Origin of the sequence: Siccibacter turicensis LMG 23730 (genome assembly GCF_000463155.2) — a bacterium.
Lineage (GTDB): Bacteria > Pseudomonadota > Gammaproteobacteria > Enterobacterales > Enterobacteriaceae > Siccibacter > Siccibacter turicensis.
The window spans coordinates 173,294-195,341 of sequence record NZ_AWFZ01000061.1; the positions used below are offsets into that span (position 1 = coordinate 173,294).

The 22,048-nt window shown below is 58.2% G+C and carries 21 protein-coding genes, 1 tRNA gene and 1 other RNA gene; 11 read left to right on the forward strand and 12 right to left on the reverse strand.

All coding sequences use genetic code 11. The features are described from left to right. Positions 1-21 precede the first annotated feature (21 nt). The gene (locus DW58_RS18725; RefSeq protein WP_024548405.1) at positions 22-312 is read right to left on the reverse strand and encodes an HTH-type transcriptional regulator; all 291 of its coding nucleotides are present in this window, start codon (positions 310-312) and stop codon (positions 22-24) included. Positions 313-816: 504 nt separating this feature from the next. Here DW58_RS18725 and DW58_RS18735 point away from each other — a divergent pair. Beyond that, on the forward strand, positions 817-1,527 hold the full coding sequence (locus DW58_RS18735) for a DUF3053 domain-containing protein (RefSeq protein WP_024548407.1): 711 nt from the start codon (positions 817-819) through the stop codon (positions 1,525-1,527). Between the two features lie 51 nt (positions 1,528-1,578). Here DW58_RS18735 and DW58_RS18740 read toward each other — a convergent pair whose 3' ends face one another. From DW58_RS18740 to DW58_RS18770, 7 genes are all read right to left on the reverse strand, one after another. Then, positions 1,579-1,980, reverse strand: a complete 402-nt coding sequence (locus DW58_RS18740) for a type II toxin-antitoxin system MqsA family antitoxin (RefSeq protein ID WP_024548408.1) — start codon at positions 1,978-1,980, stop codon at positions 1,579-1,581. Continuing rightward, a complete protein-coding gene (locus tag DW58_RS18745) occupies positions 1,981-2,292 on the reverse strand; it encodes a type II toxin-antitoxin system MqsR family toxin (protein ID WP_024548409.1) in 312 nt (103 codons plus the stop codon). It abuts the gene before it with no gap. A gap of 167 nt (positions 2,293-2,459) precedes the next feature. Then, positions 2,460-3,434, reverse strand: a complete 975-nt coding sequence (gene ghrB / locus DW58_RS18750; RefSeq protein WP_024548410.1) for a glyoxylate/hydroxypyruvate reductase GhrB — start codon at positions 3,432-3,434, stop codon at positions 2,460-2,462. A 63-nt stretch (positions 3,435-3,497) separates the two neighbouring features. Continuing rightward, positions 3,498-4,778, reverse strand: coding sequence for an MFS transporter (locus tag DW58_RS18755; protein ID WP_024548411.1), 1,281 nt, complete (start codon positions 4,776-4,778; stop codon positions 3,498-3,500). 94 nt (positions 4,779-4,872) lie between these two features. Then, positions 4,873-5,814, reverse strand: coding sequence for a sugar kinase (locus DW58_RS18760; RefSeq protein WP_024548412.1), 942 nt, complete (start codon positions 5,812-5,814; stop codon positions 4,873-4,875). 3 nt (positions 5,815-5,817) lie between these two features. After that, positions 5,818-6,567 carry a sugar phosphate isomerase/epimerase family protein gene (locus tag DW58_RS18765; protein WP_024562381.1) on the reverse strand — a complete coding sequence of 250 codons (750 nt, stop codon included), beginning with the start codon at positions 6,565-6,567 and terminating at the stop codon, positions 5,818-5,820. 113 nt (positions 6,568-6,680) lie between these two features. After that, the gene (locus DW58_RS18770; protein ID WP_024549941.1) at positions 6,681-7,700 is read right to left on the reverse strand and encodes a LacI family DNA-binding transcriptional regulator; all 1,020 of its coding nucleotides are present in this window, start codon (positions 7,698-7,700) and stop codon (positions 6,681-6,683) included. A gap of 207 nt (positions 7,701-7,907) precedes the next feature. On the opposite strand from DW58_RS18770, the gene zinT reads away from it, so the two are divergent. Further along, complete coding sequence (gene zinT, locus DW58_RS18775; protein WP_024549942.1) at positions 7,908-8,546, forward strand: metal-binding protein ZinT; 639 nt, start codon at positions 7,908-7,910, stop codon at positions 8,544-8,546. Positions 8,547-8,594: 48 nt separating this feature from the next. Here the strand turns inward: zinT and DW58_RS18780 are convergent, their stop codons facing one another. Continuing rightward, positions 8,595-9,257: an OmpA family lipoprotein gene (locus DW58_RS18780; protein ID WP_024549943.1), complete on the reverse strand. Its 663-nt coding sequence runs from the start codon at positions 9,255-9,257 to the stop codon at positions 8,595-8,597. 218 nt (positions 9,258-9,475) lie between these two features. On the opposite strand from DW58_RS18780, the gene DW58_RS18785 reads away from it, so the two are divergent. Continuing rightward, positions 9,476-11,809: a molybdopterin guanine dinucleotide-containing S/N-oxide reductase gene (locus DW58_RS18785; protein WP_024549944.1), complete on the forward strand. Its 2,334-nt coding sequence runs from the start codon at positions 9,476-9,478 to the stop codon at positions 11,807-11,809. Here DW58_RS18785 and DW58_RS18790 read toward each other — a convergent pair. Beyond that, the gene (locus DW58_RS18790) at positions 11,778-12,215 is read right to left on the reverse strand and encodes an N-acetyltransferase (RefSeq protein WP_024549945.1); all 438 of its coding nucleotides are present in this window, start codon (positions 12,213-12,215) and stop codon (positions 11,778-11,780) included. The two genes, DW58_RS18785 and DW58_RS18790, sit on opposite strands and share 32 nt — an antisense overlap. Then, complete coding sequence (tag, locus tag DW58_RS18795; protein ID WP_029593335.1) at positions 12,212-12,775, reverse strand: DNA-3-methyladenine glycosylase I; 564 nt, start codon at positions 12,773-12,775, stop codon at positions 12,212-12,214. Before tag ends, DW58_RS18790 begins: the two co-directional genes overlap by 4 nt. A 209-nt stretch (positions 12,776-12,984) precedes the next feature. Between tag and DW58_RS18800 the strand changes: the two genes are divergently transcribed. Continuing rightward, positions 12,985-13,617: an autotransporter domain-containing protein gene (locus tag DW58_RS18800; RefSeq protein WP_160319221.1), complete on the forward strand. Its 633-nt coding sequence runs from the start codon at positions 12,985-12,987 to the stop codon at positions 13,615-13,617. A gap of 12 nt (positions 13,618-13,629) precedes the next feature. Here the strand turns inward: DW58_RS18800 and DW58_RS18805 are convergent, their stop codons facing one another. Continuing rightward, positions 13,630-13,866: a helix-turn-helix domain-containing protein gene (locus DW58_RS18805; RefSeq protein ID WP_081706474.1), complete on the reverse strand. Its 237-nt coding sequence runs from the start codon at positions 13,864-13,866 to the stop codon at positions 13,630-13,632. 617 nt (positions 13,867-14,483) lie between these two features. Between DW58_RS18805 and DW58_RS18810 the strand changes: the two genes are divergently transcribed. The 7 genes from DW58_RS18810 (at position 14,484) to dppB (ending at position 22,040) form a co-directional block, all read left to right on the forward strand. Further along, positions 14,484-15,695 carry an L-lactate MFS transporter gene (locus DW58_RS18810; protein WP_024549948.1) on the forward strand — a complete coding sequence of 404 codons (1,212 nt, stop codon included), beginning with the start codon at positions 14,484-14,486 and terminating at the stop codon, positions 15,693-15,695. 126 nt (positions 15,696-15,821) lie between these two features. Next, entirely contained in the window at positions 15,822-16,253 is a 432-nt protein-coding gene (locus DW58_RS18815) for an organic hydroperoxide resistance protein (RefSeq protein ID WP_024549949.1), read from the forward strand. A 230-nt stretch (positions 16,254-16,483) separates the two neighbouring features. Next, on the forward strand, positions 16,484-18,175 hold the full coding sequence (gene eptB / locus DW58_RS18820) for a kdo(2)-lipid A phosphoethanolamine 7''-transferase (protein WP_024549950.1): 1,692 nt from the start codon (positions 16,484-16,486) through the stop codon (positions 18,173-18,175). Positions 18,176-18,263: 88 nt separating this feature from the next. Next, a tRNA-Pro gene (locus tag DW58_RS18825) sits at positions 18,264-18,340 on the forward strand. Between the two features lie 32 nt (positions 18,341-18,372). Further along, positions 18,373-18,507: non-coding RNA, RtT sRNA (locus DW58_RS20490), on the forward strand. A gap of 765 nt (positions 18,508-19,272) precedes the next feature. Further along, positions 19,273-20,880 carry a dipeptide ABC transporter periplasmic-binding protein DppA gene (gene dppA / locus DW58_RS18830; RefSeq protein ID WP_024549951.1) on the forward strand — a complete coding sequence of 536 codons (1,608 nt, stop codon included), beginning with the start codon at positions 19,273-19,275 and terminating at the stop codon, positions 20,878-20,880. A 140-nt stretch (positions 20,881-21,020) separates the two neighbouring features. Beyond that, entirely contained in the window at positions 21,021-22,040 is a 1,020-nt protein-coding gene (gene dppB / locus DW58_RS18835) for a dipeptide ABC transporter permease DppB (RefSeq protein WP_024549952.1), read from the forward strand. Positions 22,041-22,048: the final 8 nt, after the last annotated feature.

Below are 22,048 nucleotides of genomic sequence, written 5' to 3' on the forward strand. Positions count from 1 at the left end.
GGTAAAAACGGTAACGCGTAATCAGTCCATTAACTGCTTACTGAGGCGTGGATTCGCCTGAATCAGGCGCATCAGCTTCAGTTCGGTAGAAGAGGGTTTTACACGTTTCGATTCCCACTCCTTCACCATCGACACGCTGACACCCATCGCGCGTGCAAAATCATCTATTTTCAGGCCCGTACTCTTTCTGACCAGCTCAAACTCGGTAAAGGTACCAGGCTTCTGCGTGCGAACAGGCGTATCGGATTCATTTTTAAAAACAATTTGTTCAAGACTGCTCAATAACTCAGCAATTGGCTCTTTATATTCCATTGAGAACTCCTCATACCACACACAGCGGGAACGTGAACACCTAAGAAGCCTCTTAAGAATAGACGGTAAAAAAAAAACGTGTGAGTGGTCACGAAAATAAATTTCCTTTAAAAACGCCTTTTATGCAGCCTGAGTGCGTATAAATTCACTAGCGATCGTGCTAACCGATTGAATAATCAAATTGCGGCCTCGCCAGGTATATTTTTGTAAATCGTCATATAAATAACGCATAAGGATCGTTCGGGATCCCTGCCCCCAGGATCCGGCGGCCTGTTCGATGGTCATCTGCCGCTCACTGGCCTGCATTAGATGCCCTGCTGGCGCTGGGCTACGCGGATCCTGTCTGCCACCGGATCGGGGCGATCCGGGTCACGAGGATGTGGCGAGGGCGGCGGTGGGAAAAGAGTTGCCCGAAGGGGTATCATGTGAGGCCCCACCTGGACTATTCTTGTGGGCGATAAAAGGCACACGCGTGCCGCCAATACGGTTGAAAGGAGTATAAAAATGGCGACAGGTAAGTCCTGCTCTCGCTGGTTCGCGCCGATTGCGGCGTTGCTGATGGTGGTAAGCCTGAGTGGGTGCTTTGATAAAGAAGGCGATCAACGCAAAGCGTTTATCGATTTTCTGCAAAATACCGTGATGCGCAGCGGTGAGCGTCTCCCCACTTTGACTGCCGATCAGAAAAAACAGTTCGGCCCGTTTGTCTCTGACTACGCCATCCTCTACGGCTACTCGCAGCAGCTGAATCAGGCGATGGATGCCGGTATTCGCCCGGTGGTGGAGAGCGTTAACGCCATCCGCGTGCCGCAGGATTACATGACCCAGCGTGATGCGCTGCGTCAGGCTAACGGCTCGCTGAACGTGTTGAGCCAGCAGCTGCAGAGCGCCAAAATGCAGGCCGACAGCTCCCGCAGCGCGCTGAAGCAGAACGAAGAGCTGAAGCCGGTGTATGACAAAGCCTGGGACAAAGTCGTGACCGCGCCGGCGAACGCGATGCAACCGTTGATCCCCGCCGCGCAGACCTTTACCCAGCAGCTGGTGCAGGTAGGCGACTTTATCGCGCAGCAGGGCACACAGGTGAGCTTCGTGGCGAACGGTATTCAGTTCCCGACCTCGGAGCAGGCAAGCCAGTACAATGCGTTGATTGGGCCGCTGGCCGAGCAGCATCGTGCGTTTACCCAGGCGTACACCACCGCCACCAATGCGATGCAGTAACCGCACACTGGAATAACGTTGTAATAAGGGCCGCGATGCGGCCCTTTTTTATTACAGCGTTTTGACTTCAGGAATAAGTTCCGGGTGCCGGTCGAGCAGCTTAAACAGCTTGATCATAGCCACCGGCGGCTGCGTTTTGCCGGTTTCATAGCGTGAAAATGCGTTCGTTCCCCCGCCAAACAGCGCGGCCGCTTCGCGTTGATCAAGGGCCATTTTTTGCCGTATCCGGGCAATAAACGCCGGGTCGACGCGCTGGGCGTTTATCGACTTCTGTGCTTCCCGGACCGCCCGCGCGTAGCCGTTGCTTTGCTCCTCGTTGAGGATAATTTCCCCGCAGGACGGGCAATAGTCGCCCGTAATCGCCGGCAATACGGTTTGCTGGCCTTTGTAGACCCAGGGAATATCGCGGGTGTCATGAATGAGTTCTGCACCGCCGCATACCGGACATTTCATTCATAGCTCCTTATAAGAGACGATTAACAGATCGTCGATGACGGTCAATTTGATATAGAGCGCCATGCAGCCGTCATGGCCATGCCAGACGTCCTGCCAGATGGTGTGGTCGGCCAGCGTCGTCATGCTTTTGTAAAAGTCACCGGGCTGCAGACGCAGAATCGCGTCACACATCTGCTGCAGTACCGGTTCGCGGTAGCCTGCTGCCAGCGCATAGCGTAACGTGCTACCCGTGGTACGTACCTTACCTTCCAGGACTAATTGCTTCACGACGTGAAGGCGCGTATGAGGCGTCCATTTTTCATTCACCATACTATCAACCCATTTCCCTGTTTGGCAAATAGGTTAACAGGCTGCGCATGAAGTGAAGAGATGGTGGGTGACGAAACCCTGGAAGGGGCTTCGCAGAATGGAAAAACAGGAGGATAAAAAAGGGCAGAGAAGCTCTCGCCGTTAGCGGAGCCTCTCTGCCAGGTGGATTAGTTGGCCACCTGCGGATTCACGCAGTTTTTCTCAACCTTGCCGTTCAGGGCATCAATCAGGTTATCCACCGCACAGGCCGCCATGTTATAGCGCGTCTCGTGGGTGGCGGAGCCGATATGCGGCAGCGCGACGACGTTCGGGAGCGTCAGCAGCGGAGAGTCCGTCGGCAGCGGCTCCTGCTCGAACACGTCCAGCCCGGCGGCATAAATCTCGCCGCTTTGCAGCGCCGCGATCAGCGCCTGCTCATCTACCACCGGGCCGCGGCCCGCGTTGATGAAGATTGCCGAGTTTTTCATGCGCTCGAACTGCGCCTTGCCGATCATATGGCGCGTTTCGTCGGTCAGCGGCAGCACCACGCACACAAAGTCAGACTCTGCCAGCAGCGTGTCGATATCGCAGTAGCGCGCGTTAAAGCGCTCTTCCGCCTCGGGGTGATGGCGACGGGCGTTGTAGAGCACCGGCATGCTAAAGCCGAAGTGGGCGCGCTGCGCCAACGCCAGCCCGATACGGCCCATGCCGATGATGCCGAGAGTTTTATGGTGCACGTCGATGCCGAACCAGTCCGGGCCGATGCTGCCGGTCCACTCGCCCTTTTTGACGCGCTCGGCAACGTCCAGCGCGCGGCGCGCGGTGGCCAGCACCAGCGTCATCATGGTGTCGGCCACGGTTTCGGTCAGCACGGTCGGGGTGTGCATCAGCAGAATGCGGCGCTCGTTCAGGGCATCCACATCAAAATTGTCGTAGCCAACCGAGACGGTGGAGGTCGCCCGTAGTTTTGGCATCTTCTCCAGCAGCGCGCTATCCACTTTCTCGCTCGATCCCAGCAGCCCTTCGGCGCTGGCAAACGCGCTTTCGTGTTGTGACACGGTTTCAGGGCTGAGGTCGTTTACCTGAGTGACGGTGAAGTGCTGCTCCAGTCGGGCAAGCAGGTCATCGGGCAGGGCTTTGTAGAGGATAACGGACGGCTTCATGTAGTACTCCGTAAATCGATTAAGTAAGAAGAGAGAGCGGGGCGGCGCAGTGCCGCCCGGTCTTCAGGCGTGGCGAGCACCTGCGGGAAGTGCCTGATTTGTCGTGGGCTTAACAATCAAAGTAAGCCATACCGAGGCGAAAAGCGCCACCCCCATAAATATATACGATGCTGACGGACTGCCGGTCGCGCCGTTCAGGTAACCTACCACCCAGGAGCCAATAAACGAGCCGAGGGCACCCATGCTGTTGATAAGCGCCATCGCGCCGCCGGCCACGTTTTTCGGCAGCATCTCCGGGATAATGGCGAAGAAGGGGCCGTACGGGGCATACATTGCCGCACCTGCCACCACCAGCAGCGTATAGGAGACCCAGAAGTGGTTCGCGCCAACGGCCCACGAACCGATAAACGCCAGCGCGCCAATCAGCAGCAGCGGCCAGACGAACAGCTTGCGGTTCTGCATTTTGTCAGAGGCCCAGGAGACGGCGATCATCGCAATGGTCGCAGCAAGGTAGGGCACCGACGACAGCCAGCCGAGCTCCACCATGCCCATACTTTCACTGCCGCTGCGGATGATCGACGGCAGCCACAGCACGAAGCCGTAGACGCCGATGCTCCAGGCAAAATACTGCATGCACAGCAGCACTACATTGCGCGACCGGAAGGCTTCGCTGTAGTTACGCACGGCTTTAATGCCCTGCTGCTCCTTCTCAAGCTGGGCCTGCAGCGCGCTTTTTTCCTGCTCGGACAGCCAGCTCACCTGAGCCGGTTTATCCTTCACCAGCACCCACCAGCAGAACGCCCACAGCACCGCCGGGATCCCTTCGATGATGAACATTTCACGCCAGCCGAAGGCCTGAATCAGGTAGCCCGAGACGATAGACATCCACAGCACGGTGACCGGGTTTCCGAGGATCAGGAAGGTGTTGGCCCGCGAACGCTCCGATTTGGTAAACCAGTTGCTGATGTAGATGAGCATCGCCGGCATCACGGCGGCTTCCACCACGCCGAGGATAAAGCGGATGGCGGCCAGTAACGGGATGTTATTCACCACGCCGGTCAGGGAGGCGCAGCCGCCCCATAGGATCAGACAGATAAAGATGAGCTTACGTACGCTACGGCGTTCGGCGTAGATCGCACCCGGGATCTGAAAGAAGAAGTAGCCAAGGAAGAACAGGGCGCCAAGCAGCGATGAGATGCCTTTGGTGATGCCAAGATCCTCATTGATCCCTGCCGCCGAGGCAAAGCTGAAGTTGGCGCGATCCAGATAGGCCAGGCTGTAAGTGATAAACACGATTGGCATGATGTACCACCAGCGTTTTACTGCATTTGTTGCGCTATTCATCGTCTTTCCTCGCAGGTTGAGGGCGGCATCGATTCGGCGTGTAGGGCAGAGGTCGATGCGCGGTAATAGGGTCAGGACATGGCGGGTTGAGTTGTTATGCCTCGCCAAGCTGTTCGCGGGTCGGCAGCCCTTCGCTGTCGCCCTGGACTTGTATCGCCAGCGCGCCGATGCGGTTGCCGCGGTGTACCGCCTGGTCAAGGGTGCGGCCTTCCAGCAGGGCGCTGATGACGCCAACCGCAAAGCCGTCTCCTGCCCCAACGGTATCCACCACGTTTTCCACTGTGATAGCGGCGACCGCGCCGTGCTCGCCGGTGGCGGTTTTATACCAGGCACCGTCGTTGCCGGTTTTCAGGATCACAGCCTGCACGCCGCGATCGAGGTAAAAGTCCGCGATCCCTTCCGGCGTGCCCTGCCCGGTGAGGATCGCGCCCTCTTTCAGGCCTGGCAGCACCCAGTCGGCCTGAAACGCGAGCTGGTTAAGCTCGCGCACCATTTTGGCCTCGCTCTCCCACAGCACCGGGCGCAGGTTCGGGTCAAAGGAGATAGTCTTGCCCTGCGCTTTCATGGCGCGAGCGGCATGGTTCAGCAGTTCCAGCGAGCTGTTTGAGAGCGCCGCCGCCACGCCGCTGAGATGCAGATGGCGTGCGCTGTAGAACAGCGGGGCGTTGAAGTCGTCGGTGCTTAAATGACTGGCAGCGGAACCTTTACGAAAGTAGGCTACGGTGGGATCGGTTCCATCTTCGACTTTCGATTTCAGCTGAAAGCCGGTGGGAAAACGGTCATCAATGGTCACGCCCTGGGTGGAAATGCGCTCTTTTTCGAGGCAGTTAAGTACGAACTGGCCGAGCACATCGTTTCCAACGCGGCTGACCCAGCTGACCTTCAGACCCAGCCGCGCCAGGCCGGTAGCCACGTTCAGTTCCGCGCCGGCAACGCGTTTGATAAAGCGCTCTATGTCGGCAAGATCGCCCGTTTCGCTGGCAACAAACATGGCCATGGCTTCGCCGAGGGTGATGACGTCCAGTGAGTTATGCATGGCTTACTCCTCGCGCAGCAGGTTGACGTAATGGCGGGTAACGGCGACCAGGTCGCGGCTCTCCAGCGGAAACTCAATGCCGCGTGGGACATCAGCCGGAAGCTGGCGCAGCAGATCGCGCCAGCTGGGCGGCGCCTCATCCAGCGCGACGGCACGGTAGTGATAGTGGTGGGGCACGGCGGCTTTGACGTGGATATAGCGCACCAGCGGGGCCAGCTCGCGGGCGGCGTCCTGCGCGGAATCCCCCACCCACAGCCAGTTCGCCATATCAAAGGTCAGTGCGATCGGCAGCGCCTGCTCGGTGACCGCCGCGCTGAAGCGCGACATGGGGGCCAGCCGGCCGCAATCGGTCTGGTCGTTTTCCACCACCAGCGCCACGCTGTGCTGCGCCAGCCAGCCTTTCAGCGGCGCGAGCGCGGTGGCATTGCGGAAGTGACCGAGGGAAACTTTCAGCCAGCGGGCGTTGAGCTGCGCGGCTTCGCTTAACAGCGTGGGCAGGAGCGGGTTAAGTTTGCCGTCGGGACTGCACAGCGGTTCAGGGGCGGAGTAGCAGGCGAACAGACCGAGCAGTGACAGGGTATGAGCGAAGGCGGGCAGGGCATCGAGTTCCTGCGGGGTAAAGAGTTCGCGACGGATTTCCACCCCGTCCGCGCCTGCGGCGGCAATCACCGCCAGCAGGTTACGTTGCCCGCCAGCCGCCTGAATGCGATCGTTTCCATAAGCGGCTGTAACAACAATGATTTCTCTCGGCATCGGTCTCTCCGGCGCGTTTACATCTGAATAACATTAGTTATTACGCTAGATGGAACCGGTTCCAAAGAGAAGGAGCAGATGCTGAAATTATGATCCCCGTCACGGGGTATCGGTTAGCGGGACGTGGAGCCGCGCACCACCAGTTCGCCGGAAAACACCTGCTCGCGCACCGCTTCCTGACTGCCTTCGATACGTTTCACCACCTGTTCAAGGGCCGCATAGCCCATCTGCCAGGTCGGTTGTTTCAGGGTGGTTATGCCGACGCCGGCCAGCTCGGCCCACTCCAGTTCATCGAACCCCAGCAGGCCAATATCCGCGCCCCAGTTCAGGCCGATACGCTTCAACGCACGGGCGATGTGCAGCGTCAGCGCGCCGTTGGCGGTAATGAGCGCTTTGCGCATCCCGCGGTGGGCGGTGTGAAACTGACGCAGCGTGGTGTCCAGCAGATCGCTGTCGTGCAGGGTGACTTCGGCGTTCTGCGCCTGCACGCCGGGATGGCGACCCAGCGTATGGTAAAACGCCGCCAGCCGCTCGCGACGCGTGTTAACGGTGCCGAGCGGTTCGCTGAGAAACAGAATGGCTTCGAACCCCTGGCTCACCAGATGTTCGGTGGCGGTGGTCGCGGCCTGGGTGTTATCCAGCCCCACCACATCGCAGGCGAAATCCGGGATTTTACGGTCGATAAGCACCATCGGCAGCGCCGACTGCTGCAGGCGGTTCAACCCCTCTTCGCGCATCCCCACCGCGTTTACCACAATGCCCTCCACCTGATAGCTGCGCAGCAGGTCGAGGTAGTGCAGCTCCTGATCCACTTCGTTATTGGTGTTACACACCAGCGGGGTAAAGCCTTTCTCGCGACAGGCCGCTTCGATACCGCTCAGCACATCAACCGAATAGGGATTGGTGATATCGGCAATGATCAGGCCAATCAGGCGGGTACGGCCGCGCTTGAGGCCGCGCGCCATCTGGTTCGGGCGATAGTCGAGCTCCGCGATGGCCTGTTCGATGCGCGCCAGCAGATCGTCGGACAGCAGCTGCTTTTCGCCGTTCAGGTAGCGCGAGACGCTGGTTTTACCGGTTTTCGCAGCGCGGGCGACATCGCTGATGGTCGGGCGGGACGTTTTTGGGGTCATGAGACTTCCTTTTCAGGCTAAAACGCCAGTGCGTCAGGTGATTGTTTTTATTATTAGATGATTTGGGTAGCCGCCGTAAAGCCGCGATGTGTCGGGCGGGCATTATCCGTCGGGGATCTGCCGTCCATCACGATTGTGTAGCGCTATTTATAATTATGTTATAACGTATCAATTCATAACAAATGCGCATACAGGAGAGTGAACGACATGAAGAAGGTAGCCTTAGTCGCGGGGATGGGATTGTTGCTGGCCAGCGGTCACAGCATGGCTCACGGACATCATCACGGCACGCCGCTGACCGAAGCGGAACGTCAGGCCAGCGAAGGCGTTTTTAACGACAGCGACGTGAAAGATCGTCCGCTGAGCGACTGGGACGGCGTCTGGCAGTCGATTTATCCGTACCTGCTGAGCGGCGATCTCGATCCGGTACTGGCGAAAAAAGCGAAAGCAGCCGGTAAAACCGTGGAGGAGTATCGCGCCTACTACCAAAAAGGGTACGCCACGGACGTCGAGATGATTGGTATTGAGAACAACGTGATGGAGTTTCACGTCGGAAAAACGGTGAATGCCTGCACCTATACCTATAACGGCTACAAAATTTTGCATTACACCTCCGGCAAGAAAGGTGTGCGTTATCTGTTTGAATGCACCGATAGCACGTCAAAAGCGCCGAAATTCGTGCAGTTCAGCGACCACACCATCGCGCCGCGTAAGTCCGCGCACTACCATATTTATATGGGCAATACCTCACATGAGGCGCTGCTGAAAGAGATGGATAACTGGCCGACCTACTATCCGTACCAGTTAAGCAAAGCGCAGGTGGTTGATGAGATGCTGCACCACTAAAGCCTGATGCTGCCTCATCGGGATTGCGCCCGATGAGGCATTCGCCCGTTACTGAAGCGGGCTAAGGGTAATCTCTACGCGACGGTTCTGCGCTTTACCGTCTTCGGTGCTGTTGCTGGCAACCGGGTTCGCCGGGCCCATTCCGCTGGTGCGGATACGGTTGGCGGCGACGCCCTGGGTGATGAGCGCGCTGGCAACGCTGTCTGCGCGCTGCTGCGACAGCTTCATGTTCAGCGCCTGGCCGCCGGTACTGTCGGTGTAGCCCACCACGTTAACCGCGGTTTTCGGGTACTCCTTCAGGACCATCGTCACGCCGGTCAGGGTGTTGGCACCCGCCGGTTTCAGGTTCGCCTGGCTGCTGTCGAAGGTGACGTTATTCGGCATGTTCAGGATGATGTTATCGCCGCTGCGGGTGACGCTCACGCCGGTACCCTGCATTTTGTCGCGCAGCTTCGCTTCCTGCACGTCCATGTAGTAGCCTGCGCCGCCGCCCAGTGCCGCACCGGCCGCTGCGCCAATCAGCGCGCCTTTGCCGCGATCTTTTTTCGAGGAGGAGAGCGCGCCTACGCCTGCACCGACCAGCGAGCCGATACCGGCACCGATGCCCGATTTACCCGCTTCGCGTTCGCCGGTGTAGGGATTAGTTGTACAGCCAGATAACGCCAGCGCGCCGCAGACAGCGGCGGCAATAATAACCACACGTTTTTTCATTCTTTTCCCTTAATCACGTATTTTGCTAAGTCCCCTGTAAAGGGCGGTTGATTATGCCTTGTAAATGTGATGAAAATTCATGCCTTTCGTCTTAATTTTTACGCGAACGCGGGCTTTTTCAGCGCCGGATGACCGTGCGTTGGGAGCCTGACGGAAAAAGTCATAAGTCGGTGCCTGTAAGACACCCCTTCACCTGCATACGTACTCAGGAGCGCGTTTTGGCTAACTCATCTTCATCTAAACCGGTGCTTACCGCCGCCCACTGGGGACCCATGCTCGTCGAAACCGACGGCGAGCGCGTGCTCTCGTCCCGGGGCGCGCTGGAGAGCCGCCACCTTAACTCGCTGCAAACGGCGGTGCCTGACCAGGTACACAGTAAAACCCGTGTGCGCTACCCGATGGCGCGTAAGGGTTTTCTTGCGTCTCCGGATAAGCCGCAGGGGGTGCGCGGGCAGGATGAGTATGTGCGTATCAGCTGGGATGAGGCGCTGCGCCTGATTGACACCCAGCATCGCCGTATCCGCGAGTCCGCCGGGCCATCAGCGATTTTCGCTGGCTCCTACGGCTGGCGTTCGAACGGCGTCTTCCATAAGGCCGCTACCCTGTTGCAGCGCTACATGAGCCTGGCAGGGGGCTATACCGGTCATTCGGGGGATTACTCCACCGGCGCGGCGCAGGTGATCATGCCCTACGTGCTCGGCGGCAACGAGGTTTATCAGCAGCAGACCAGCTGGCCGTTGGTACTGGAGCACAGCGATGTGGTGGTGCTCTGGAGCGCCAACCCGCTCAACACCCTGAAAATTGCCTGGAACGCCTCTGACGAGCAGGGCATCGGCTGGTTTGAAAAGCTGAAGCGCAGCGGTAAACGGCTGATCTGCATCGACCCGATGCGCTCCGAAACCGTTGATTACTTTGGTGACAGCATGGAGTGGCTGGCCCCGCACATGGGTACCGACGTGGCGCTGATGCTGGGCATCGCCCATACGCTGGTGGAAAACGACTGGCACGACCGCGCGTTTCTGGCGGCCTGCACCCACGGATACGCTATCTTTGCCGATTACCTGACCGGCGCGAGCGATGGCGTTGCCAAAGACGCCGCCTGGGCGGCACCGATCTGTGGCATTCCGGAATCCACCATTCGCGAACTGGCGCAGCTGTTCAGCCAGAACCGCACGCTGCTGATGGGCGGATGGGGCATGCAGCGTCAGCAGTACGGCGAGCAGAAACACTGGATGCTGGTCACGCTGGCGGCGATGCTCGGGCAGATCGGCACCCCCGGCGGCGGCTTCGGTCTGTCGTACCACTTTGCCAACGGCGGCAACCCGACACGCCGTGCGGCGGTGCTGGCCTCGATGCAGGGCAGCGTAAAGGATGGCACCGACGCGGTAGAGAAAATTCCGGTGGCGCGCATCGTTGAGGCGCTGGAAAACCCCGGCGGCGAGTACCAGCATAACGGCCAGCAGAAACGCTTCCCCGACATCCGCTTCGTCTGGTGGGCGGGCGGCGCCAACTTCACTCATCATCAGGACACCAACCGCCTGATCCGAGCCTGGCAGAAGCCGGAGCTGGTGGTGATCTCCGAGTGCTTCTGGACCGCCGCGGCGCGCCATGCGGATATCGTGCTGCCGATTACCACCTCGTTTGAGCGCAACGATCTCACCATGACCGGCGACTACAGCAACCAGCATCTGGTGCCGATGAAGCAGGTGGTGGCGCCCCAGGGCGAAGCGCGTAATGATTTTGACGTGTTTGCTGAACTGAGCGAGCGCTGGGAAGCGGGCGGGATGGCGCGCTTCACCGAAGGGAAAGATGAAATGGCGTGGCTGGAAACCTTCTACACCATTGCCGGTGAGCGCGGTGCGGCCCAGGGCGTCACCCTGCCGCCGTTCGCCGAGTTCTGGGAGGCCAACCAGCTCATTGAGATGCCGGAGAGCGAGAAGAACGCCCGGTTCGTGCGTTTTGCCGCGTTCCGCGAGGATCCGCAGGGCAATCCGCTCTCCACCCCCAGCGGTAAAATTGAAATTTACTCCGAACGTATCGCCGCGTTTGGCTACGCCGACTGCCCGCCGCACCCGAGCTGGATTGCGCCCGATGAGTGGCACGGTAGCGCCGAGCCAGGTCAGCTGGAGCTGCTCTCCTCGCATCCGGCGCACCGTCTGCACAGTCAGCTTAACTATGCGCACCTGCGCGAGCAGTATGCGGTGGCGGGACGTGAGCCGCTGACGCTGAACCCGGAGGATGCCCGGGCGCGCGGCATTGAAAACGGTGATGTGGTGCGGGTGTGGAACGATCGCGGGCAGGTGCTGGCCGGGGCAGTGGTCACCGATGGCATCCGGCCGGGCACCGTCTGTCTGCACCAGGGGGCGTGGCCCGATCTGGATCGCGACAACGGCGGCGTGTGTAAAAACGGTGCGGTAAACGTGCTGACGCGCGATGTGCCGACCTCACGGCTGTCAAACGGCTGTGCGGCCAACTCGTCGCTGGTGTGGATGGAGAAGTATCGCGGCCCGGCGCTGACCGTTACGGCGTTTGATCCGCCTGCCAGCGCATAATCCACGTCGGGTGGTGGGTTTCCTCCTGCCAGGCGCTTTCTTCAATGCGAAAGCCCAGGTGGTGGTAGAAATTCACCGCCCGCGTATTCTTCTGGTACACCTCCAGGCTGAGATCGTCAACGCGCGCCATAACGTGGCGCATTAACGCTCCGCCGATACCCTGCCCGAGCGCGTCCGGCGCGACAAACAGCGCCCCCACGAAGCGCCCATCCATCACGCTGATAAACCCGCGCAGTCCATCCTCTTCATCGACCCAGGTCTGTGCGCCGGGGAGATAGACTTCGCGCACCAGGCCGAGGCTCTCCTGCCAGTAGCTGGCGTCAATAAACGGATGGGCCGCCGTAGTGCTGACCAGCCACAGGTCGAGCAGCGCCGGCAGGTCGTCGCGGGACGCCTCGCGAATCATCCCCGCGCTCCCGGATGGCAATGGCAGGTAGTGATGTGATCGTTCACTAACCCGCAAGCCTGCATAAACGAGTAACAGATGGTGGAGCCGACAAATTTAAAGCCACGTTGCTTCAGAGCTTTCGACAGCGCGTCGGAGGCGGGGGTGGTTACCGGGATCTCTCTCGAAGTGCTCGCGGTGGTGACCTGCGGCTGGTTATCCACGAACCCCCAGACAAAATCTGAAAATGACTCACCGTTTGCCTGCATTGCCAGCAGCGCCCGCGCGTTGGTGATGATGGCTTCCAGCTTGCCGCGATGGCGAATAATGCTGGCGTCCTGCATCAGGACATCCACCTCTTCCGGGGCGATTGCCGCCACGCGCTGTGGATCGAAATGGTGGAAGCAGCGCCGGTAATTCTCTCGCTTTTTCAACACGGTAATCCACGACAGCCCCGCCTGTTGGCCTTCCAGGCAGATCATTTCAAACAGCGCGTTAGCGTCGCGCTGTGGCACGCCCCATTCGTTATCGTGATAGGCAATATAAAGCGGGTCCTGTGTGACCCATCCGCATCGTTGCATCGGTTTCTCGTTCCTTCCAGTTACGCGACGGTGGAATTCTGTTCACCCGGCTTGACGTGTCTGATAAAGAGACAATAGTTAAGACAGGGACTTTCGCCCATCCGACGAAAAAACGACGATAATCCGCCGGTTCAGGCTCTTCTGGGGTCGCGTTAATGATGACTCATTTATGCAGTGGCCGTTCTGCGTGCATGCGCAGGGCGTTGATATTGTGGTGCCTGACGTTAACCGCAAATGCGTATGCCTGGCAGCAGGAATATATCGCCGATGGCCCGCACAGCGATAGCGTTGCGCGATACACCTGGGACAGCGATCACCAACCCCGGTATGAAGATGTGCTCGCCGAGCGTATCCACTCGCAGGAGCGGGCGCTGCAGGCCATCGCCTCGCCGCCTGCTCCGGACCGTGCTTCGCAGATGAACGTCGGCTGGAGTCTGCCGATGCCTTATGGCGTCACCACCGGCCCGGTAGCGGGCTGGCGCTGGGACGGCAGCAGCACGGCGATGTACAGCGACCCGACAGCGGCAAGCAGCAGCGATTCGCTATGGCACGCGCCGGTGAGCACGCTCGGCTGGCGCGTAGACTCCAGCATCGGGCCGGTGCGCCCCTGGGCGCAGGTGAGCTACAACCAGCAGTTCGGCGATAACGTCTGGAAATCCCAGGCCGGGCTGCACCTGATGCCCGCCAGCATCCAGTACGGTAACTGGATGGACGTCAGCGTCGGGGTGGATATGCCGCTTACCCGGCATCTCGCGGCCTGGACATCGCTGTCGCAGAGCGACGGCATGACCAGCAGCGAAGACGTCATGATGTATAACCTGGGCGTCAGCGCGAACTTTTAAGGGCCGACGGCGTTAAGGGCGGTTGGTCAGCGCGATTTTCACCCCGCAGGCTTCAGCGTAGCGGCGCAGGGTGTTCCAGGTGGCGCGGGTGATATTGCGCTCCAGGCGAGAGATGGCGGGCGGCTTCACGCCCATGCGTTCAGCGACCTGGGCGCGGCTCAGGCCTGCGGATTCGCGCCACTGGGTGAGCTGCCTGAGCAGGGCGACCTCTTCAGAGATGTCATCCTCGCTCAGCGTCATGCTTGTCATCTGGTAGGGTTGTTCCATCAATGCATCGTGGGTAAAGGGGATTACCTTTGCCATGCCATCTCCTCCGATCCTGATCCGCAGGGTCGCCCGCCCGGGGGTATCGGTTTTATTGTTCTTAAAGCTCGGTTTAAAAAACGTAGACGCCGCCGCGCTCGCCTGATTGACGAATGATGCGGTGGCTGCCGGAAGATACTGATGTTACCGCGTGCGTCACTCACCGTCCTTGATGTGAATATCCACTAACCTTTTTAAGGTAATATTAATTTACACGTTAATATTGTCCAGATTTTACGCGCATTTTTGTCAGAAAGGCAGCGGTACGGCGGAAATTCTCAGGAAATTCGGTTCGCTGTGGCTGTAGCGAGCTGATGATGCATGAACGACGCGGCGTGCAGCACGGTTATCAACATTTGCGTTACGCGACGATCACAGTATTAACAACAACCTGAGCGATAGTGGGTACTCACTTTTGCTTTTCATGATGTGCTGACGAGGCCATTCATTCCCGCTTCGTGGCATTTCATTCCGCCCCCGATGCATCTCATGCCGTTTTCAACCCGCAATAACCCCCCCTTCGCTATGGTAAGGACAGTTAATTTCCTTACAGGAATACCGTCATGAACCTTTCATCCACTGCTAATCGTACTCGCTGGCTGACCCTCATCGGGACCATTATCACCCAGTTTGCACTGGGTTCCGTTTATACCTGGAGCCTGTTTAACGGCGCGCTATCCGAGAAACTCGACGCGCCGGTCAGCCAGGTCGCCTTTTCCTTTGGCCTGCTCAGCCTCGGGCTGGCGCTCTCGTCGTCGGTAGCCGGTAAGCTTCAGGAGCGCTTCGGCGTGAAGCGCGTGACCATCGCGTCAGGGCTGCTGCTTGGTCTGGGACTGTTTCTGACGGCGCACGCCAACAGCCTGATGATGCTCTGGCTGTGCGCGGGTATCCTGGTGGGGCTGGCCGATGGTGCCGGCTACCTGCTGACGCTCTCCAACTGCGTAAAATGGTTCCCGGAGCGTAAAGGGCTGATTTCTGCCTTCTCCATCGGCTCCTACGGGTTGGGTAGCCTGGGCTTTAAGTTCATCGACACCCATCTGCTCAATACCGTCGGGCTGGAAAAAACCTTCGTCATCTGGGGCGCCCTGGCGCTGGTGATGATCGTGTTCGGCGCGATGATGATGAAAGACGCGCCGATGCAGCCGGCGACCAATGCCAGCGGGCAGACGGCGCAGGACTTTACCCTCCCCGAATCAATGCGTAAGCCGCAGTACTGGATGCTGGCGCTGATGTTCCTGACCGCCTGCATGTCCGGCCTGTACGTGATTGGCGTGGCGAAAGATATCGCCCAGGGGATGGTGAAGCTGAGCGCGCTGGATGCGGCCAACGCCGTCACGGTGATCTCCATCGCCAACCTGAGTGGCCGCCTGGTGCTGGGTATTCTCTCTGATAAAATCGCCCGTATCCGCGTCATCACTATTGGCCAGGTCATTTCGCTGGTGGGTATGGCGGCCCTGCTGTTCGCCCCGTTGAACGCCGTGACCTTCTTTGCGGCAATCGCCTGCGTGGCCTTTAACTTTGGCGGCACCATTACCGTCTACCCGTCGCTGGTGAGCGAGTTCTTCGGCCTGAATAACCTGGCGAAAAACTACGGCGTCATCTACCTGGGCTTCGGTATCGGCAGCATCTGCGGGTCGCTTATCGCCTCGCTGTTTGGCGGCTTCTACGTCACCTTCGTGGTTATCTTTGCCCTGTTGATTGTCTCTCTGGCGCTCTCCACCACCATTCGCCAGCCGCGTCGTGAAGCGGTGCGCCACACTCACGCTCACGCCTGATCACTGTCCATGTTCTCCCGCGCCACGCTTACCGCGTGGCGTTTTTTTTATGCCAGCGGCGCTTTTTTCACCACCTCGCGCATCGCGACTATGCTTTCTAAACATTCACAACAGAAGGAACACGCGATGTCTTTAGAAAAAGTGGTGTACCGCGCTAAAGCAAAAGCAACCGGTGGGCGCGATGGCCGCGCCGTCTCTTCCGACGGTGTGCTGGACGTGAAGCTGGGCGTACCGAAAGAGATGGGCGGCGCGGGCGGAGAGGCCACCAACCCGGAACAGCTGTTCGCCGCGGGCTATTCCGCCTGTTTCCTCGGGGCGTTAAAGCACGTTGCCGCCCAGGAGAAGAAAAAGATCCCGCAGGACGCGTGGATTGAGGGCGAAGTTGGCATCGGCCCACTGCCGACCGGCTTTGGTATTGAGGCGCAGCTGAACGTTCACCTGCCGGGCATGGACCAGGCCGAAGCCGATGCGCTGGTGCAAAAGGCCCACATCGTCTGCCCCTACTCCAACGCCACCCGCGGCAATATCGACGTGAAACTCAACGTCATCACCGCTTAGTACGCTATTCCTGAATGCGTTGAGCAAAACGTGCGGATCCAGCTCGACAGTTTGTAAATAATGAGCTGGATCTCACTCCGCCAGGACACTTTTCCCCGCCGCTGTGGTCTACTAACCACGCCTGACGTTTGAATCCTCCTGATTCCTGTGCGTACCTTACTTTTTCCACAAGAATGCTTTGCCTATCAAAGCAGTGGATTCGTTTTTCTCTGTTTTCCGGGATTGCTTGCATGAGTTACATAAAATCGATGACCCAGCAGAAGCTCAGCTTCCTGCTTGCGGTATACATCGGCCTGTTTCTGAACATCGCGGTCTTTTTCCGCCGCTTTGACGGTTATGTAGAACATTTTACGGCCTGGAATGGATTCGCCGCTGTCGTGGAACTGTGTGCCACCGTTTTAGTCACCTTCTTCCTGTTACGACTGATTTCACTGCTCGGACGCCGTGCCTGGCAGGTGCTGACCTCGCTTATCGTGCTGTTTTCCGCCGGGGCCAGCTACTACATGACCTTCCTGAACGTGGTGATCGGTTACGGCATCGTGGCCTCGGTGATGACCACGGATATCGACCTGTCGAAAGAGGTGGTGGGCTGGGGCTTCGCACTGTGGATTGTGCTGATCAGCGCGCCGCCGCTGCTGTTTATCTGGAATAACCGCTGCCGCTATACGCTGCTGCGCCAGTTGCGCACCCGCGGGCAGCGCTTTCGCAGCGTCATCGCCGTGGCGCTGGCGGGGATACTGGTATGGGCGCCGATTCGCCTGCTCGATATGCAGCAGAAGAAAGTTGAGCGCGCGACCGGCGTCGACATGCCGAGCTACGGCGGGGTAGTAGCAAACTCCTATCTGCCGTCTAACTGGCTCTCCGCGCTGGGGCTGTATGCCTGGGCGCAGGTCGATGAGTCCTCGGACAGCAGCTCGCTGCTGAACCCGGCGAAAAAATTCACCTACACCGCCTCGGAAGATCTCGACGACACCTACGTGGTGTTTATCATCGGCGAGACCACGCGCTGGGATCATATGGGCATGCTGGGCTACGAGCGTGACACCACGCCGAAGCTTGGCAAAGAGCCGAACCTTGCGGCGTTCCGCGGCTACTCGTGCGATACCGCCACCAAGCTGTCGCTGCGCTGCATGTTTGTCCGTCAGGGCGGCGCGTCGGATAACCCGCAGCGTACCCTGAAAGAGCAGAACGTGTTTGCTGTCCTGAAACAGCTCGGCTTCAGTTCCGATCTCTATGCGATGCAGAGCGAAATGTGGTTCTACAGCAACGCGATGGCGGACAACATCTCCTACCGTGAGCAGATTGGTGCCGATCCGCGCAATCGCGGTAAAACCGTGGATGACATGCTGCTGGTGGAAGAGATCCAGAACTCGCTGGCGAACCATCCGGAAGGCAAGCATCTGATCGTGCTGCACACCAAAGGCTCGCACTACAACTACGTACAGCGCTATCCGCGCAGCTACGCCCGCTGGACGCCAGAGTGTGTGAACGTTGATACCAAGTGCAGCCGCGAAGAGTTCATCAACGCGTACGACAACTCGGTGCTCTACGTCGACACCTTCATCGACAAGGTGATTGACCAGGTGCGCGATAAGAAAGCGATTGTCTTCTACGCCGCCGACCACGGGGAATCCATCAACGATAACGAGCATCTGCACGGTACGCCGCGCCATATGGCACCCCCGGAGCAGTTCCGCGTACCGATGATGGTATGGATGTCGGATAAGTATCTGGCGAACCCGGATCACGCGCAGGCGTTTGCGAAGCTGAAAAAAGAGGCGGAGATGAAAGTGCCGCGTCGCCATGTGGAGCTGTATGACACCGTGCTTGGCTGTCTTGGCTACACGTCGCCGGACGGCGGCATCAACCAGAACAACAACTGGTGCCACGTCGGAGACGCAAAAACCGCCGCTACACCCTAGCGCTGCTGGCTTTCCAGGCGATCAAAAGGCTTTTTTAGGTTAAGGGATTGACGGTCGAAGTGGTGCGCAGTAATATGCGCCCCGCATTCGGTGATTGGCGCAGCCTGGTAGCGCACTTCGTTCGGGACGAAGGGGTCGGAGGTTCGAATCCTCTATCACCGACCAAATTTAAAACCCTGCTCAACGAGCAGGGTTTTTTGCATCTGGCGTTTATGAGGATGAGAACCTCCGGGGGCAAGGAGGTTCGACTCGAGCGTGAGCGAGAGAACGTTGCGCAGCAACGGCCCGCAGGGCGAGCCACGGCGTGGCGAGTTATCCTCTGGCACCGACCACATTCAAAACCCTGCTCTATGAGCAGGGTTTTTTGCATCTGGGGTTTATGAAAATGAAACGCCAGCAGAAGAAGGTTTCATTCAAAAGTGTTTCCCAACTTAAAAACGTGCGGCATCGGGTTTTCATCTATTAGCCAACAAGGGGTTAGCATTGCCGTTTCAGGCAAATGCCAGGCAGCTGCGTATTTCGCTGCCTGATGAGCATTTTATGGCATTTTCCATTGTAAATTATTATGAAAACACGACTCTCGTTTTACCTTCCCTTATGGTTCGCCTCAGCATATTTCGCTGTAACCCCACCTATTTCGAAACGTATTCGTTCAGTTCTTCATCATTGTTCAAGAAATTTTTCACAAATTGCACAAACGACAACCACTGCTCAGAGTGGATTAACCAGATAATTGTTCTGGCATTATGCCGCTAGCATAAATTTCCCTGCTGGAAATAGTAGCTTGAAGTTTTTTTAATCTTTGTTTGCCCTTTCTCACACTCCTTGTAAAACCCGGACACCTGTATTGACGTTTTCACATTCTGTTGACAGATTGTAGGGCGTGAGGGGCACTTTAAGGACAGTCTGTACTGCGACTGCGTCGACATTGTGAAAGGATTCCCCGTCCTCATTCGAGCCTTCGGGCAGAACCGATCAGACCGGGTAAAAAACAAAATAAGGTCTGACGGACCACCTCAAGTATTTCGGATAACAGCCTTACGCTGCGAGTCGAAAGACGGCGGGTAACACAACACATATCACATTGGAGCAGAATAATGAGTATTTCCTTGAAGAAGTCAGGGATGCTGAAGTTTGGCCTGAGCCTGGTGGCCATGACTGTCGCAGCAAGCGTAAATGCCAAGACCCTGGTGTACTGTTCAGAAGGTTCGCCGGAAGGTTTTAACCCGCAGCTCTTCACCTCTGGCACCACTTACGACGCCAGCTCCGTACCTATCTATAACCGTCTGGTTGAATTCAAAATCGGCACCACGGAAGTTATTCCGGGCCTGGCTGAAAAGTGGGAAATCAGCGAAGACGGCAAAACCTATACCTTCCACCTGCGTAAAGGCGTGAAGTGGCAGGACAATAAAGAGTTCAAACCGACGCGCGAATTTAACGCCGACGACGTGGTGTTCTCTTTCGATCGCCAGAAAAACGATCAGAACCCGTACCATAAAGTGTCCGGCGGCAGCTACGAATACTTCGAAGGCATGGCGCTGCCGGAGCTGATCGCCGAAGTGAAGAAAGTGGACGACAATACCGTTCAGTTCGTGCTGACCCGTCCGGAAGCCCCGTTCCTGGCTGACCTGGCGATGGACTTCGCGTCAATTCTCTCTAAAGAGTACGCGGACAACATGCTGAAAGCCGGCACCCCGGAGAAGGTCGACCTGAACCCAATCGGTACCGGTCCGTTCCAGCTCCAGCAGTACCAGAAAGACTCCCGTATTCTGTACAAAGCGTTTGATGGCTTCTGGGGTACCAAACCGCAGATCGACCGTCTGGTGTTCTCTATCACCCCGGACGCGTCCGTTCGCTACGCCAAACTGCAGAAAAACGAGTGCCAGGTGATGCCGTACCCGAACCCGGCTGACATCGCGCGCATGAAGCAGGACAAAAACATCAACCTGATGGAGCAGGCCGGTCTGAACGTGGGCTACCTCTCTTTCAACACCGAGAAGAAGCCGTTTGACGACGTGAAAGTGCGTCAGGCGCTGACCTACGCGGTGAACAAAGAAGCGATCATCAAAGCGGTTTACCAGGGCGCGGGCACCGCGGCGAAAAACCTGATCCCGCCGACCATGTGGAGCTACAACGACGCGGTGCAGGATTACGGCTACGACGTTGAGAAAGCGAAAGCGCTGCTGAAAGAAGCGGGCATGGAAAAAGGCTTCACCGTTGACCTGTGGGCGATGCCGGTACAGCGTCCGTACAACCCGAACGCGCGCCGTATGGCTGAGATGATTCAGTCTGACTGGGCGAAGATCGGCGTACAGGCCAAGATCGTGACCTACGAGTGGGGCGAGTACCTGAAGCGCGCCAAAGCAGGCGAGCACCAGGCCGTTATGATGGGCTGGACCGGCGACAATGGGGATCCGGATAACTTCTTCGCGACCCTGTTCAGCTGCGACGCGGCCAAGCAAGGCTCCAACTACTCTCGCTGGTGCTACAAGCCGTTTGAAGATCTGATTCAGCCGGCGCGTGCCACCGACGACCACAACAAGCGTATCGAACTTTACAAACAGGCTCAGGTTGTGATGCACGACCAGGCGCCGGCGCTGATCATCGCGCACTCCACCGTGTATGAGCCAGTGCGTAAGGAAGTGAAAGGCTACGTGGTCGATCCGCTGGGCAAACACCACTTCGAAAACGTGTCTGTTGAATAATAAGTACGAAGCCTGATCCTTCCCGCTGTCGGGAAGGATAACGGCGTGCCCCCGCCCCCGTGGAGCGGGGGATTTACATTTGTGAGCAATACCGATGCCCGGTGCCGTCTGGCCTGGCATCCTTAAAGAGAATCCGGGATATGTTGCAGTTCTTCCTCCGACGTCTGGGCCTTGTCATCCCGACGTTTATAGGCATCACCCTACTCACCTTCGCCTTCGTCCATATGATTCCTGGTGACCCGGTAATGATTATGGCCGGCGAGCGAGGCATCTCCCCTGAACGTCATGCGCAGCTGCTGGCCGAACTCGGTCTGGATAAGCCCATGTGGCAGCAGTATCTGCACTACATCTGGGGCGTAATGCACGGTGACTTAGGTATTTCATTAAAAAGCCGTCTCCCGGTATGGGAAGAGTTTGTTCCCCGCTTCCAGGCCACCCTTGAGCTGGGCGTGTGCGCCATGATTTTCGCCGTTGCGGTGGGGATCCCCGTGGGCGTGCTGGCAGCGGTAAAACGCGGCTCCATTTTCGATCACACGGCCGTTGGTATCGCACTGACGGGCTACTCCATGCCTATCTTCTGGTGGGGCATGATGCTGATTATGCTGGTATCGGTGCAGCTTAACCTGACGCCGGTTTCCGGGCGCGTCAGCGATATGGTGTTCCTGGACGACACCAATCCGCTCACCGGTTTTATGCTGATAGATACCGCCATCTGGGGCGAAGAGGGCAACTTCATTGATGCGCTGGCGCACATGATCCTGCCGGCGATGGTGCTGGGCACCATTCCCCTGGCGGTTATCGTGCGTATGACCCGCTCGGCGATGCTCGAAGTGCTGGGTGAGGACTATATCCGCACCGCACGCGCCAAAGGGCTGACCCGGATGCGCGTCATCATCGTTCATGCGCTGCGTAACGCCATGCTGCCGGTGGTGACGGTGATCGGGTTGCAGGTCGGCACCATGCTGGCCGGGGCGATCCTCACCGAAACCATCTTCTCGTGGCCGGGCCTGGGACGCTGGCTGATCGATGCACTGCAACGCCGCGACTATCCGGTGGTGCAGGGTGGGGTGCTGCTGGTGGCGACGATGATCATCCTCGTCAACCTGCTGGTAGACCTGCTTTACGGCGTGGTGAACCCGCGTATTCGACACAAGAAGTAAGGGGCCAT